The sequence below is a fragment of the Vibrio genomosp. F10 str. ZF-129 genome (assembly GCF_000287055.2).
GTDB lineage: Bacteria > Pseudomonadota > Gammaproteobacteria > Enterobacterales > Vibrionaceae > Vibrio.
The window spans coordinates 163,125-177,879 of the sequence record NZ_AJYQ02000089.1 but is presented as its reverse complement, the minus strand read 5'-3'; the positions used below and the strand labels follow the sequence as shown (position 1 = coordinate 177,879).

Annotated in this window: 11 protein-coding genes and 1 riboswitch; of the genes, 7 read left to right on the top strand and 4 right to left on the bottom strand. The window is 42.3% G+C overall.

The genetic code is table 11. The annotated features are described in order from the left end of the window. Window positions 1-351: 351 nt before the first annotated feature. Complete coding sequence (locus A1QO_RS09625; protein WP_017034065.1) at window positions 352-924, top strand: malate synthase; 573 nt, start codon at window positions 352-354, stop codon at window positions 922-924. Window positions 925-1,071: 147 nt separating this feature from the next. Here the strand turns inward: A1QO_RS09625 and A1QO_RS09620 are convergent, their stop codons facing one another. Further along, the gene (locus tag A1QO_RS09620; RefSeq protein WP_017041240.1) at window positions 1,072-2,553 is read right to left on the bottom strand and encodes a carboxypeptidase M32; all 1,482 of its coding nucleotides are present in this window, start codon (window positions 2,551-2,553) and stop codon (window positions 1,072-1,074) included. 239 nt (window positions 2,554-2,792) lie between these two features. Between A1QO_RS09620 and A1QO_RS09615 the strand changes: the two genes are divergently transcribed. Further along, entirely contained in the window at window positions 2,793-3,437 is a 645-nt protein-coding gene (locus A1QO_RS09615; RefSeq protein WP_017034067.1) for a LysE family translocator, read from the top strand. Window positions 3,438-3,560: 123 nt separating this feature from the next. On the opposite strand, the gene A1QO_RS09610 is transcribed toward A1QO_RS09615, so the two are convergent. Then, window positions 3,561-4,931: an alanine/glycine:cation symporter family protein gene (locus A1QO_RS09610; protein ID WP_017041239.1), complete on the bottom strand. Its 1,371-nt coding sequence runs from the start codon at window positions 4,929-4,931 to the stop codon at window positions 3,561-3,563. 115 nt (window positions 4,932-5,046) lie between these two features. Next, window positions 5,047-5,158, bottom strand: a riboswitch (glycine riboswitch). Between the two features lie 362 nt (window positions 5,159-5,520). On the opposite strand from A1QO_RS09610, the gene A1QO_RS20440 reads away from it, so the two are divergent. From A1QO_RS20440 to A1QO_RS09600, 3 genes are all read left to right on the top strand, one after another. Next, window positions 5,521-5,679: a hypothetical protein gene (locus A1QO_RS20440; protein ID WP_017034069.1), complete on the top strand. Its 159-nt coding sequence runs from the start codon at window positions 5,521-5,523 to the stop codon at window positions 5,677-5,679. A gap of 19 nt (window positions 5,680-5,698) precedes the next feature. Then, complete coding sequence (locus A1QO_RS09605; RefSeq protein ID WP_017041238.1) at window positions 5,699-6,439, top strand: hypothetical protein; 741 nt, start codon at window positions 5,699-5,701, stop codon at window positions 6,437-6,439. 240 nt (window positions 6,440-6,679) lie between these two features. Further along, entirely contained in the window at window positions 6,680-8,443 is a 1,764-nt protein-coding gene (locus A1QO_RS09600; protein WP_017041237.1) for a putative bifunctional diguanylate cyclase/phosphodiesterase, read from the top strand. A gap of 172 nt (window positions 8,444-8,615) precedes the next feature. Here the strand turns inward: A1QO_RS09600 and A1QO_RS09595 are convergent, their stop codons facing one another. Continuing rightward, on the bottom strand, window positions 8,616-10,595 hold the full coding sequence (locus A1QO_RS09595; RefSeq protein WP_017041236.1) for an ATP-binding protein: 1,980 nt from the start codon (window positions 10,593-10,595) through the stop codon (window positions 8,616-8,618). 290 nt (window positions 10,596-10,885) lie between these two features. After that, on the bottom strand, window positions 10,886-11,992 hold the full coding sequence (locus A1QO_RS09590) for a M20/M25/M40 family metallo-hydrolase (RefSeq protein ID WP_017041235.1): 1,107 nt from the start codon (window positions 11,990-11,992) through the stop codon (window positions 10,886-10,888). Window positions 11,993-12,486: 494 nt separating this feature from the next. Here A1QO_RS09590 and hppD point away from each other — a divergent pair, with 494 nt between their 5' ends. Together hppD and A1QO_RS09580 are read left to right on the top strand one after the other, a co-directional pair. Further along, window positions 12,487-13,572: a 4-hydroxyphenylpyruvate dioxygenase gene (gene hppD, locus A1QO_RS09585; RefSeq protein ID WP_017039144.1), complete on the top strand. Its 1,086-nt coding sequence runs from the start codon at window positions 12,487-12,489 to the stop codon at window positions 13,570-13,572. A gap of 8 nt (window positions 13,573-13,580) precedes the next feature. Next, window positions 13,581-14,711, top strand: a complete 1,131-nt coding sequence (locus A1QO_RS09580) for a homogentisate 1,2-dioxygenase (RefSeq protein ID WP_017034075.1) — start codon at window positions 13,581-13,583, stop codon at window positions 14,709-14,711. Window positions 14,712-14,755 lie beyond the last annotated feature (44 nt).

The following is a 14,755-nucleotide window of genomic DNA, read 5'->3' as shown; positions in this document are numbered from 1 at the left end:
TTTTTTTTGGGTTAAATCCGCCGTCGAGTAAAGTCGAGACTAAGCATACCTAACATCTAGTAATCGATAATACGCTGGGTTGGGTTGGCTATTACACAAATTCAAACAACACGCAAAAGTGATTCTAGTGAGCTCTCAGCCCAGTTAAATAAAGGGCTAGGGGCAAAAAATATCTGCTTGTGTAAAAAACGATTTAGTAAAATTCACAGTGTGAAATTTTTGTTGTGAAATTGTTTTAAAAATGAAGGTAGTATGAAAAGCATGGAAATTACACAGTAAAGAACAATTTTAAAAAGGGTCAATCAGGACTTTTGGCCTACATAAAATTCAAAGCCGTATGAGGGAACGATTATGAATATGCTGACACTAGACAAAACAGAACTTCACAGAAACCATTCTACTTTTATTGCTGAAGCTGTCTTTGCCGTAGAAATGGTGAAAGCAGACAAGCAACTAGAAAAACAGACAATGGCGAAACAGTTGCTTGATACTCTATTTCCTCTCGAATCGGGATCTCATGAAGACGCAGTGAGCTATGAGATCGACTACAGACACATTCAGGTTTACTTCAAAAATGGCGAACACACTGGTTTGAAACGCGCTAAACACTTTGTGGCTTACACTGGTGACAAGTCGAAGCCTACAGCAATCCTATTTCGTGATGAGAGCGGAACACATGTTGAAGTGACGATAGGTGCTAGCAAGGGCACGGGTTGTTTAGAGTTTGTAGATATTGAAGATATTCAGCTAGAGACATGTACTACTTTTTCTCAAACTACCGCTAGTCGTTCGTCTGGAATTAGACACTGGGTTAGCTTGGTGAAAAGCGATGAAAGCGGTCGCACAAATGCATCAAGTGAAGATAAAGAGTTTACAGCAAAAAATGGTGAAGATTATAACCTTGGTTTCAGCTTCGCTCTCTAATGTATTAGGTTTTATTTTTGGTTATTTCCCCGCTCCCTATAGCGGGGTTTTTTGTGAGTATTTCACCAGAAGAGATTCTAAAACTGAATGATCATTCAGGCTTATTAATCAATTTTTACCATTTCATGCTGTGGGTGCTCAACTTACTTATAGGTAGCGGTTAATCAAATGTTCTTTGAAAAACTGAGCGTTTAGTGTTTCTCCTGTTGCTTGCTGTACTAAGGTATCAGTGTCCGATAAGCTCCCTTTACTCCAGATATTCTTTGATAACCAGGAGAAAATTGGAGAGAGGTCACCGCTTAAAATTGCTGAATCGACATCAACTGTTTTCTTCATTGCAGCCATGAATTGAGCGGCATACATCGCACCTAGTGTGTAGCTAGGGAAATAGCCGAACGCACCATCTGTCCAATGAATATCCTGCATACACCCATTTTTGAAATTACCTTGAGTAGAAAGGCCAAGATACTGCTGCATCTTATGGTTCCAAAGCTCAGGGACATCGGTATGTTTGATTTTTCCGTTCATCAGGTCACGTTCAATCTCATAGCGAAGAATAACGTGAGCAGGGTAGGTGAGCTCGTCGGCATCGACACGAATAAAATCTTTTTTAACGCGCGTGTACAATTTTTGGAAGTTATCAAAGCCAAACAGTGCAGGATCGTGTGAGGTAAATTGTTTACCAGCGAAGCTAGAGAGGTGTTGGATAAAGGCATCACTTCGCCCCACCTGCATTTCAAAAAACAGTGATTGAGATTCGTGAATTCCCATAGATCGAGCTTCACCCGACGGTAAGCCTGCGAGTTGTTTTGGCAACCCTTGCTCATAGCGAGCATGCCCTGTTTCATGCACGATACCCATTAACGATTGCACAAATTCAGCTTCGTCGTATCGGGTTGTGATCCTGACATCAGAAGGGACACCACCACAGAAAGGGTGGACACTTTCATCAAGTCGGCCATGCTCAAAGTCAAACTGCAACAGTTTCATGACTTCTAACCCCAGCGCTTTTTGTTTATCTGTTTCAAACTGACCTGATGGGGTAATGAAAGACTCAGTTTTTTGCTTTTCAATCACGTCATCAATTAACGATGGAAGCCACGTTTTTACATCGGCAAACAAAATGTCCAGCGAGGCTGATGTTGTGCCAGGCTCGTAGATATCCAACATGGCGTCGTAAGGGGAAAGCCCGGTTGCTTCTGCACGAATTTGTGCTTCTTCTTGCGATAGCTTAACGACTTCAGCCCAGTTTTTTTCAAAGCCAAGCCAGTCATTGTTGCTACGTTGAGTTCGCCATGCATGTTCACATTGAGATCCTGCCAGCGACTTTGCTTGTACCAGTGTTTCAGGTAGTACCGTTGCTTGTTGCCATTGACGTTTTAGTTCACGTAGCGATGACGTATCTTGCGGGCTCAGTGCTTCAGATTCAGCTTGTTCAAACCATCCCGAAAGTTGCGGTTGAGTTAAAAGGCTGTGAATGTGCACAGACAATTGCGCCATGGCTTCAGAGCGAGCTTGGTTTCCACCGGAAGGCATCATTGATGCTTGGTCCCAGCCACAAATCGCTGCAAGGTGATTGAAATGAGAGATTGTTTTTGAATGTTCAACTAATTTTTGGAATGCAGTCATGGTATGCCGTTCGTGACGAAAGAAAGAATACTCAGTGTAGCAATGTTAAATTGATTCTCAAGGCCATTTAGTGGGGTAAACACACTGTTTATTCGCCATGCAATTCTTGGTGAATATAACGCTTAAGCGTTTAGATTATTGTTTTTTTATATTTCCAAAGACTCTTTATTACTGTGGAATCTTTTAAGATAACTTGCTATTTTGATTACTTTATTACGTAAAATTTAAGCCGTGTTCTGATGTTCATTTTAAATATTGAAGCTTTTATACTTGCTATTACGATCTTAACTCTGACGCCCGGGCTGGATACGGCTATGGTCATTAGAAATACCACAAGAGGTGGATTGTCTGATGGGGCGATGACAAGTTTTGGTATTTGTAGCGGTCTTTATGTACATGCACTTTTTTCCGCGATCGGTATTTCAGCGGTCTTGGCACAATCTGCGGAGCTGTTCCAGTTTGTTAAATTTGTTGGGGCAGCGTATCTGATTTGGTTGGGGGCGAGCAGTCTATTATCACTTCGAAACACGGTGCCTACTGCCGTTGACACGCAAACTGCTGGCGGTGGGCTTGATGCTTTGCGCTCTTTGCGTGAGGGGTTTTTATCAAATGTCCTTAACCCAAAAACAGCGGTGTTTTATTTGGCGTTTCTTCCCCAGTTCATTGACCCGCAAGGTTCTGCGTTATTGCAATCGCTCTTTATGGCATCAATTCATTTTGTCATCGCAATGATTTGGCAATGCAGTTTGTCTAGTGTGTTAGTGCGCGCCAAGTCTTTGTTGAATAATGTCCGATTCTTAAAGTGGATGGAAGGCACAACGGGAGCGGTGCTAGTTGCGTTAGGCGTGAAGCTAATGCTAGAAGAGCCTATTATAGAACCTTAATTGGATGGTTTGTGTCAGCTGGCAAATAAAAAGGCAAACAATGAAATCTGTTTGCCTTTGATAACAACGTTAGTTTTTAATCTTAGTTCGCGGTACTTACTGTCTTAGAAAATATTTTCTGGCTTAGAAAGCATCCACTGTTTTAGAGTGTACTGCTGCTGAAAAATAGCGTTTTGTCTCTTCAATCACCACATGGCGTAGGGCGATTAAACCAATCAGGTTAGGGATAGCCATTAATCCATTCACAATGTCTGCAATAATCCAAATCATATCTAAATGAAGAAAAGCACCTGACGCGACTAAAGCAATAAAGAGGATTTTGTAAGGGAGCACCGCTTTTGTACCCAGTAGATAAACCACGCATCGTTCGCCGTAATAGTTCCAGCCAAGAATTGTCGTAAAGGCAAAAAACATCAAACCAATAGAAACAAGCATTGGGCCTAAAGTATCCGAGTTCAAACCTTGGGCAAAAGCATGCGTTGTCATGGCAGCGCCTGAGAATTCACTTTGCCATGCACCGGTCAAAATCAGCGCCAGTCCGGTCATCGTACAAATGATGATGGTGTCAAAGAAAGTCCCTGTCATAGAGATAAGGCCTTGCTTGACACAGGAATCTGTCTTTGCCGCAGCCGCAGCCATAGGAGCGCTGCCTAGTCCCGATTCGTTCGAGAAGACACCGCGAGCGATACCAGATTGAATTGCCAGCATAATGCTTGCGCCTAAGAAACCACCTGTAGCCGCTGAAGAGGTAAAAGCGGACACAAAAACCAAAGCGACAGCGTCATAAAGCTTGTCTATATTGAGAAGGATAACACTGGCACAGGTAACCACGTAGAACACCGCCATGACAGGCACAACTTTACCCGCCACTTTAGCGATCGATTGAATTCCACCGAGTGTCACGCCTGCCACCAATAGAGTTAAGATTGGGGCTGAAATTTCACGAGTAACGCCAAATGAAATCTCGCTAGCATCGAGTATGGCGTTCACTTGCGGAAAAGTACCAATACCAAAGCAGGCGACTCCGAGCGCAGAAATCGCAAACATCACCGCGAGTGCTTTAGAGCCTACACCGTATTGAAGGTAGTACATTGGCCCACCGATCATTTGGCCGTTGTCATCCACTTTACGGTATTTTACAGCGAGTAAACATTCCGCATATTTGGTTGCCATACCAAATACGGCCGCTAGCCACATCCAGAAAAGTGCACCAGGGCCTCCGAGCTTAATGGCGGTTGCGACACCCACAATATTGCCGGTACCAATGGTGGCAGATAACGCGGTACAAAGCGCAGCAAAACTCGACACATCCCCTTTACTTTGTGAACTCGCGTCTCTGGTGAACACCAGTTTTAGCGCAGTAGGAAGGTGCTTAAATTGAAGTAAACCTAAGCTAAAGGTGAAATAGATACCGGTCCCTACCAGTAAAATGAGCAGAGGTGGTCCCCAAATAAAATGGTCGATAGTTTGTAATACAGATTGAAGATTGTTCATGATTTCCCCTTAAAAAAACAAAATATAAGGAGAAGAGGGAAAGGGTGTGACGATTGAATAAGCATCACACAGCATCTATTCTTTTGTTATGAATAGATGTTGGTCGATTGTGTCTTTCCACTCCTCTGTCCTTTTGCCTGAGAGTTTCACCTTGCATACACAAAGCTTGCTCCTTCGGCGACCGCTTTCTACAACAAAGTAGTACGGTTCTCTCCAGAGGTTCCTCCAACTACAGTCCACGCTTTTCTAATTTTCACTAGTACAAAGCACCTGAAAGATTTACTTCTTCGGTGGGTAACACTAACCAATTGTTAATAATTGGTTAAATACCGCTCTCCTGCAGTCTTCATCGGAACAATTACCTGATAATGGTAATTTGCGCTGGGAATTCTACGGAAAAGGAAAAGAGATGTCACGAGCAAAATAAATGAACTAAACACATATTCTTCAGTTAAATGTCATAAAGCCTATTCTTATCTTATTCAGCCAGACTAAATAGTATAAAATAGAAGAACATGCTAACTGTCTGCGTCGCTTAGGCTCAGTCACAAGGCAATGACGAAGGTACGCGATGTAAGAGGGAAATGGGATGACAAGGTTAATTGCGATTGTATTTATTTCTGCACTGGCGTTTGTTTTGATTCGGTATCGCACCAATGAAAAAATCCAAAAAGGCATCATCGTGACTCTGGTTGTGAGCTTTCTAGTTTACGCAGGATCAGTCATGATTGCCGAGCTAACACGATAACGGTTTCTAGGAGAGAAAGTTGAACAAGCAAAATGAGACTGAAGAATTTGATGGTGACGATGTTGTTGTGGTCGAAGAACGTGATAAGAGAACCTACACCTATATTGTTATTGCTTGTTTACTGGGGTTAGCAGCAGGTGGGCTAATTGGCTCTGCGACGACCGCGAAAAAATGGGAACAGACATACCATAAGTTAGAAGATCAATATCAAATACTGCTTCAAGATAAAAAGCAGCTGGTAGTTCAAGTGGAAAAAAAGGTTGCTATGGTCGATGAGCAATTGGCTGAGCAACTGAGCTTAGAGCTAACAAAGCAACAAGAACAGTATCAATCGGATGTTGAGAAACTCGAACAACTCGTCACCGAACTAGAAAAAGCGAACTTATCACTGAATGCACAGCTAGCGAATCAAGCGGTTCAGCTATCTGATGCCGACACGCAAAATAACCAGCTTAATCGACAAGCGGATATACAAGCAACGATGTTCGAACGATCTAGAGAGCTTTTCCAAAAAGAACTGCGTATTAAGCAAGAAGTGGAAGGTTTAGAGACAGAACGTGAAAAATTACTGCCCGTGATTGACTCGCTAAAAGCGCAATGTGACATCTATTTAGAAGGCACATCATGGGATGCGACATCGGATTCTTGTGATAAACAAGATGAAGCGAATTCTCGCCTTAGCCAGGTGGATCAAATGCTGCAAGTCCACAGAATGGATCTTGAACAAATTAAAGCGCTATCTGATGATCTAGGCTTATAGTGACCAATGATAGAGAATTTAGGACAGTCTCAATTGTGTGACTTTCCTCAGAGCCTCAATATTAGGGGCTCTTACTTTACAATAATGTGTATTGCCTCTAACTTTCTCATTTAATTATTGATTATCCTCATTGATACGAAAAATCTACCTATACTTTAGTTAGCACTTCAGCCATGACAGTTTTCAATATCAGTATGTATTGACGAGATAAATGGTTTCACTATATTAAGAGGCGGTAATTTGCGCAAATTGGCTCATGTTTTGTCACAGGTTTTTAATATTCATCGACTTGTTCAAGTTGTCTTTGTTCTTTCTGTACTGCTTATCACCTATACACTTGTCACGGAGCACCAAATAGCTCATTGGTTATACCTCCTTTATCCTGCCTTGATGCTTCTTGCGTACTTTTCAAAAAATGACAACATAAAAATCATTGCGGCCAATAGCTCGCTATTATTGATCTTTGTTGGTGGCTATATTGAACCGTTAGAATTAGATGCCATCGAAGAAAGCTTCATACTCTTGCCCATCTGCTACATTATTATCTTTCCTGGATCTCTCTGGCCAATTGCAACCGCGTTGTTATTAGTTTTGAGTTATTTTGTTCACCTTCCAAGCAGTGATTTCGATGAGTTTATTGAAGACGCTATTGAGGTGCTCCTGATTACGTCGTTTGCTACTGTGATGACCTATTACCAGATCAAACTTCGTGATCAAATGTTGCGTTACAAGCGTGACAGCATGATGGATCTGCTCACAGGGTTACCAAACAGGAATTCATTTTTTACGGCGTTAAAAAGCATAGAAGAAGATGAAGAATATGATTATGCGTTATTCCATATTGATTTAGATGGATTCAAATCGGTTAATGATAGTTTGGGCCATACACAGGGTGACAAACTGTTAACCGCATTTGCCAAAAGATTAGACTCGCTTCTGTTTGACTACACAAAACTCTACCGGTTAGGGGGCGATGAGTTTGCTATCGTCATTAAAGGTCAAGGCGACCTTGGTGATAATATCAGTAATGTTGAATATCAGATCAAACATGTGTATCAGCCAGTCTTTCCTATTGGCAACGTCCCATATAAATTGGGCTATAGCATCGGTGTAGCATTGCTTGACGATACCCAACGAGATACCGAGTTGTGGTGTAAGAATGCCGACATAGCGGTAAATAAAGCTAAGCTGAAAGGCAAAAATGTTATTCAGTGGTATGACGCCGAGCTGCTTGATGAAACAATCCGAGAGCATCAGATTGAAAGAGAGCTGAATCAGGCGTTAAATAGTGATCAGTTTTGTTTAGCGTACCAGCCTAAAGTGAGTTGCGGCGAGAATAAAATTGTCGGTGCTGAAGCTCTTATACGTTGGATACATCCAGAATTAGGAATGATCCCACCGAACACTTTTATCTCTATTGCTGAGAAAAGTACTCAAATTATTCCCATTGGTCGATGGGTGATAGAAACAGCATGTATACAAGCGAAAAAGTGGCTTAATGACGGACACAACCTGTGCATTTCAGTCAACGTCTCAACGGTTCAGTTTGTTCATGATGATATTTACAATGTGGTTTCGTCTGCGTTGGCATCAAACCAGTTGCCTCCTGAATTATTGGAAATAGAAATAACGGAAACAACGTTAATGACTCAGCCAGAACAAGTGATATCTACGTGTGAAAAGTTACGAAAACTTGGCGTTAAGGTCGCCATTGATGATTTTGGCGTGGCGTATTCTTCGTTGAACTATTTGAAAAAGCTACCAATCGACATCTTAAAAATCGATAAGTCATTTATCGACGAATGCGTCACTTTACACACCGACCATATGTTAGTAAAAACGATCATCCAAATGGGTCATAACTTAGGGAAAGTTGTGGTTGCTGAAGGAGTAGAAACACAAGATCAGCTAGATCTGCTGAAAAATGAGCACTGCAATAAATATCAGGGCTATCTCTTCTCAAAACCTTTGTATGCTAAGGATTTTGAAAAGCAGTTTTTATAGTTTCTGTGAGTTCAAATTTTCGTTGTGGCAATGTCTAATAAAAAGAAATGTCTAATAAAAAGAAATACCTAATAAAGCGCCAGGTCTAATAAAAAGCAAGCAGCCAATGAAAGAGTAAACATCAATAAGTTCTTATCGTTCATTTCTGATCGCAGACAGGCGTTGCTCGTCGCTAGTTGTCGTTCCTTTTTTTATCTTCCTCATTATCAGTCGGCTCTAATAGAATATCAGGGAGATACTTGCACAAGACATTGAGCAGTTGATCGGGCGTGACGGGTTTAGAAACGAAGTCATTCATTCCGGAATCGAAACATTTTTGTCGACCTTCACTAATGACATTGGCAGTGAGAGCAATGATGGCGATATTCTGACTCCAAGGGCATTGAGAGCGAATTTCTTTTGTTGCCTCGTAGCCATCCATTTCCGGCATGTGACAATCCATCAGAATCAGGTCATATTCTTGAGTCTTACACATATTGAGCGCTTCCAATCCATTGTTCGCAATATCGACATTCAAGCCTATGTTCATCAGCATGATTTTAACCACTTGCTGATTAATGAAAGTATCCTCCGCAAATAGCACACGTTTATTTGAGAGTACTTTTTTAGAGTAGTGCCCAGTAGTGAGTTGCTCTTCAGTGGGGAGTTCAGGGGTCGATGAGGAAGGAAAATCACAGATATTGGATGATGTTAACGTTTTACTGGATGTTTGCTGATCCGATATCTTGAGAGAAAGTTCAAAGAAAAAATGACTCCCTAACTCAGGTTCACTGATGACCTTGAGTTGACTCCCCATCAGCGCGACGATTTTTTTGCTGATGGCTAACCCTAATCCAGTTCCACCGAACTTACGTGTAGTACTTCCATCGGCTTGTTGAAATTGCTCAAAAATATCGTTTAGTCTGTTTTTAGCAATGCCTATTCCTGTGTCCTTAATGGAAAAACAAATCGTCGCGTATTCTATGTCACGCTCTATGAGTTGCACATTAATATGAACAGAGCCTTTAGGCGTAAACTTAGTCGCGTTGCTGAGTAGATTATTGAGCACCTGGGTAAGCCGCACTGGATCACCCACCAACACATCGGGAATCGCAATGTCTATATGGCATTCAAACATTAACCCAGCTTGTTTTGCTTTTAGGCTAAAGACATCTGCTTGTTGTTGGATTAGTGAGTGAACATCAAAAGGGACGTACTCAATATCAAAATGGCCCGCTTCGATTTTAGAAACATCCAGAATATCATTAATAATATTGAGCAAGTTCTGTGATGAAGTATCGAGAACATTCAGGTATTCGATTTGTTGGGGAGTGTCAGGAAGATCTTTCAATAGTGCCGCAATACCAATAATACCATTCATTGGGGTGCGTATTTCATGGCTCATATTGGCTAGAAATTCACTTTTCCTCTGATTCGCAATTTCAGCTTTTTCTCTTGCCTCAACCAGTTCCTGATAATTATGCGCGAGGTGATTAATACATGCATTGTAGTTGTTAGAAAGATCTTGAACTTCATCTTGGAATACCCGTGGTGGTAATGTCATCTTACTAGGCAGTGGGCCGTTGTTAAAATCGGCCATGGCTTGACTGATTGTTTTGAGCGGGCGTACCACCAGTTTTAAAGTAATCAGTAAAATCGCGGTGACAATGAGTAATGACTCAATGGCTTTCATTATGAGCAATAGTAAGAAATTACGGGCTAATTGTTCATAGGTAGGGGAAAGTGACGTTTGAACATAAAGATCTCCGAGGTGGTATTCTTTTGCTCCTTTCTGATGTGTCAAGCTCCACTTCGTTTCGATGAAGTCTCCTTCTACAGGCTTGCCTAGCTCAATAACGGGCTCTTTAGAGTTTTGGGAGTCTGTCTTGTTGCTCGCTGTACTCTGGGTGATATTAATATAATCAACATGAGGGTAACGCAAAAGCCCGGTCGCGACTATCGATAGCTGCTCTCTATCTTCAAACCACAGACTCGAACTCAGGCTAGGTAAGCTGGTTTCTTTGAGTAACTGGATATCTTCTGTCAGTAATTGAAGTTTATTTTTATAACTTAGGTAAGAATGGATAGAGGTGTTGATGAGTGCCAAAATAACGCTCACTAAAACGGTATATAAAACGAGCTGCTTATCAATGCCTAGACGTCGTTGCCTCAAAAACCACCTCTGTATCTCTATGAGATTTACTATTGTAGAAATCACTCTGATAACACGCAGCCTGACAACATTCAGTCTTTCAATAACCGCGTTTTAATACCAGCACTTTAGGGCATGAGAGCGTGAAAGTATCGCTGGCAGAAACTGGAGTGCTAATGTTAAAGATAGCTTGTATTGATGAATAGTAAACTCTTCTCAATCGCATCGAGGCTAAACTAAGAGGCTAGACAAAAAGGGGGGAGGGAGAGTAGAGATAAAAATCCGACCACTGATGGCCGGATTTTGCATGATTAGGCGGTTAAATAGTGCTTCATGAACTTGGTGATGTTAACCAGATCTTCAATAGCAATATACTCTTCCGTGGTATGCACTTTTGCCATACCCGTGGAAAGGTTAACGGTTGTCAGGCCTTTTTCATTGAAATTATTCGCGTCACTGCCGCCACCTGTCGGCTGTGTTTGTGGTTCCAAGCCTAGAGCCTCGAAAGAGTGTTTGACGGAAACAAGATGCGGGTGGTCTTCAGCAATGACGTAAGCTTCATAAGCGCGCTGAGACTCCAGTTCAATGTCAGCGCCATGCTTGTCTGCCGCTGCTTTAAACGTTGCTACCATGTGCTCCACCTGGTTGGCTAACTTATCTGCATTCAGTGAGCGTGCTTCCGCGACGATACGCAGTTCTGGCATGACGATATTAGTGGCTTGTCCACCTTCCACAATACCGATGTTTGCCGTGGTTTCTTCATCAATACGCAAAAGGTTCATATTGGTAATGGCTTCTGCTGCAACGCCAATGGCACTGATCCCTTCTTCTGGAGCTAAACCAGCGTGTGCAGGGCGACCTTTGATGGTGAATGTCATGGATTGTTGACCTGGCGCACGGTTGATGATGGTGCCTATAGGGCCGCCAGAATCTAGCACAACGGCCTTATCGGACTGAATGAACGACATATCAAAGTGTTTAGATCCTTGCAGCCCACCTTCTTCATGGACAGTAAAAGCAAGCTCAATCGTTTTATGAGCGATATTTTCAGATCGAATACAGCGAACCGCTTCCATAATGGCCGCAATACCTGATTTATCATCGCCGCCTAAAATAGTGTCGCCTTTAGAACGAATAATGCCTTCTTCAATAATGGGTTCGATATTGTTACCTGGCGCCACTGTATCCATGTGACAACTCAGTACCACGCTGTCATCTAACTCTCCGTCTAAACGAGCATAAATATTGAAGCCATTGGAAATTTCCTCGGCGACTGGCAATTTATGAACAGAAAAACCGAGCTCCCCCAGCTGTTCGGCCAATGTTTTCGATATGTCGAGTTCGTAGCGAGATTCGCTGTCGATTTTGATCAATTGGCAAAAGTGTTCAACCAGTCTTTCTTGGTTTATTTGAGTCATTGTACTACCTCGTTGGAAACAGGAAGGGATACCTTATCTTTGAAGCACGTCATATTACCCTGCGATAAATCAATGAATTGTTTTCTTGCCCAGTAACTGAGCAGTAAAAGGAAGGGTTTGGTTAGTGTCTTTTCATAATTACACGAAATGTAAACATTATGTTGCACTTTGTGAGGGCTGTAACTTGAGTTTTAACACTTGGTCGTAGATTGGTTATTGAATGAATTCATTTTTTATTATTGATTTATATTGTCTTTATTTGTTCCTAGTGCTGGCGTGATAAAGGTGGTTATCACTTTATGTAACATTTTGATTACATCTTTAGGTGAGGCCATTGGGGTTAAGTATTTTGGCCATAAAGTTCAAATGCAACGGGCTTTTGACTTAAGTTAGTGAACAAGCGCTCAGTTGCTAAACAAGCAGATAAGCTAATGCACAGGCATCTAAGTGAGTACCAATCATCTGGAGCAAAACAGCCAATAAAAGGAATGACCATGTTGGATAAAAGTAACCCGCTAGGAACCGATGGATTTGAGTTTGTTGAATACACAGCAGTCAGTAGCAAAGGGATCGATGATCTAAAGCAGTTATTCAGTTCATTAGGGTTTGCTGAAGTAGCCAAGCACCGTTCAAAACAGGCGTGGCTGTATCGTCAGGGAGATGTGAACTTCATCGTGAATGCCGAGCCTAATAGCCCAGCAGAAGCCTTTGCTAAACTTCATGGGCCATCAGTGTGTGGTATGGCGTTTCGAGTGAAGGACGCATCACAAGCCATGGCGCACGCTCTTAAAAATGGAGGAGAGGAATATAAAACTGAAATCGGCCCGATGGAACTCAGTATTCCAGCTATCTATGGTATTGGCAAAAGCCTGCTCTATTTTGTGGATCGCTATGGTAGCCAGAGTATCTATGACGTTGACTTCAACTTTTACCCAGATATGGAAGAAAGACTGGCTCAAAAAGATGTCGGCCTTTTTGAGATTGATCACCTGACCCATAACGTGATGCAAGGTCAAATGGATGTTTGGTCAAGCTTCTATGAAGGCATTGGAAACTTCAAAGAGATTCGATACTTCGACATTGAAGGAAAACTCACTGGTTTAACCAGCAGAGCCATGACCGCGCCCTGCGGGAAAATTCGAATTCCCATTAACCAATCATCCGACGATAAATCACAGATTGAAGAGTATCTCAAAGAATATAACGGTGAAGGTATTCAGCACATTGCCCTGAGCACAGAAGATATCTACGAAACGGTGCGGACTTTGCGTTCACGAGGAATGGATTTCATGCCCACCCTCGATACCTATTACGATAAAGTCAACCAACGTGTTTCAGGCCATAGTGAAGATCTAGAGCAACTTAAAGAGTTGAGAATACTGATAGACGGCGCACCGGAAAAAGACGGTATTTTATTGCAGATCTTTACTCAAACGGTCATAGGCCCAGTCTTTTTTGAAATCATTCAACGTAAAGGCAACGAAGGATTTGGTGAAGGTAATTTTAAGGCGTTGTTTGAATCGATTGAAGAAGACCAAATTCGTCGAGGCGTGCTTAACAAAGAAGATGTGAAATCATAGGGGTTACTATGAATAAATGGATTACGTTTCCTCATAAAGAAGGCATCAGCTCTAAGCAGGCACACGCTGATTTCCCCGAACAAGGCATCTATGAACGAGAAGCGGGCCGCAGTGGTTTTTTTGGCCCCGCGACGCACTTTCATCACCAACATGCCCCAACCGATTGGCAGGAGTGGCAAGGTGATCTTAAACCCAGAGCTTTCGATTTAACGCAGTTAACTTCAGCGGTTCAAGATAGCCCTTGGTCTGTGCCCAATGTCCTTCACAATGATCAGTGTAAAATTCGAGTGTGGCAACTAGAGCAATCAATGTCTGAGTTAGTCCGAAACGCAGATGGGGATGAGCTCTTGTTTGTCCACGGCGGCAAAGGGAAGTTCTATTGTGATTATGGCCACCTAGACATTGCTGAAGGGGATTATGTCATGATTCCTCGCTCGACAATGTGGCGAATTGAAGTCGAGGAGCCATTGTTTTTTTTGATGATTGAAAACAGTGATGGGGCGTATTCTTTTCCAGAAAAAGGGATTGTAGGAAACCACGCTTTGTTTGATCCTGCGGTTTTGCAAATCCCCTCAATCGATGAGGCATTTAAAGCACAATATTCCGAGGAAACCACGAAAGTTGTCGTAAAAAGGCACGATAGCCTGAGTGTGATCACGTATCCATTCAATCCGCTTGATGCTATTGGTTGGCATGGTGATCTTAGCGTAGTTAAGCTTAACTGGCGCGATATTCGGCCTTTGATGTCACACCGTTATCATCTTCCACCCTCGGCTCATACTACGTTTGTTGGTGAGGGTTTTGTTGTTTGTACCTTTGTGCCAAGGCCAATCGAAAGTGATCCGGGTGCATTGAAAGTGCCTTTTTATCATAACAATGATGATTACGATGAAGTGCTGTTCTATCACCAAGGGGATTTCTTTAGCCGCGATAATATAGAAGCGGGCATGATGACCTTCCATCCCGCTGGATTTACTCACGGACCGCACCCCAAAGCGTTTAAAGCAGGGTTAGAGCATAAGAAGACATTTACTGATGAAGTGGCGGTCATGATTGATACGCGCCATGCTTTACACTTTACATCAGCGGTGGATGGCGTTGAAAACAAGGACTACGTGTACAGCTGGCGCACAACTTAATAAACGCCGGTTAAGTACCTTCTAAGATAAGAAGAACCAACAAG

Excerpts from the sequence above, each read along its gene's own strand:
- A1QO_RS09625 (WP_017034065.1), top strand. The coding sequence starts at position 352 with ATGAATATGCTGACACTAGACAAAACAGAACTTCACAGAAACCATTCT.
- A1QO_RS09620 (WP_017041240.1), bottom strand. The coding sequence starts at position 2,553 with ATGACTGCATTCCAAAAATTAGTTGAACATTCAAAAACAATCTCTCAT.
- A1QO_RS09615 (WP_017034067.1), top strand. The coding sequence starts at position 2,793 with ATGTTCATTTTAAATATTGAAGCTTTTATACTTGCTATTACGATCTTA.
- A1QO_RS09610 (WP_017041239.1), bottom strand. The coding sequence starts at position 4,931 with ATGAACAATCTTCAATCTGTATTACAAACTATCGACCATTTTATTTGG.
- A1QO_RS20440 (WP_017034069.1), top strand. The coding sequence starts at position 5,521 with ATGACAAGGTTAATTGCGATTGTATTTATTTCTGCACTGGCGTTTGTT.
- A1QO_RS09590 (WP_017041235.1), bottom strand. The coding sequence starts at position 11,992 with ATGACTCAAATAAACCAAGAAAGACTGGTTGAACACTTTTGCCAATTG.
- hppD (WP_017039144.1), top strand. The coding sequence starts at position 12,487 with ATGTTGGATAAAAGTAACCCGCTAGGAACCGATGGATTTGAGTTTGTT.
- A1QO_RS09580 (WP_017034075.1), top strand. The coding sequence starts at position 13,581 with ATGAATAAATGGATTACGTTTCCTCATAAAGAAGGCATCAGCTCTAAG.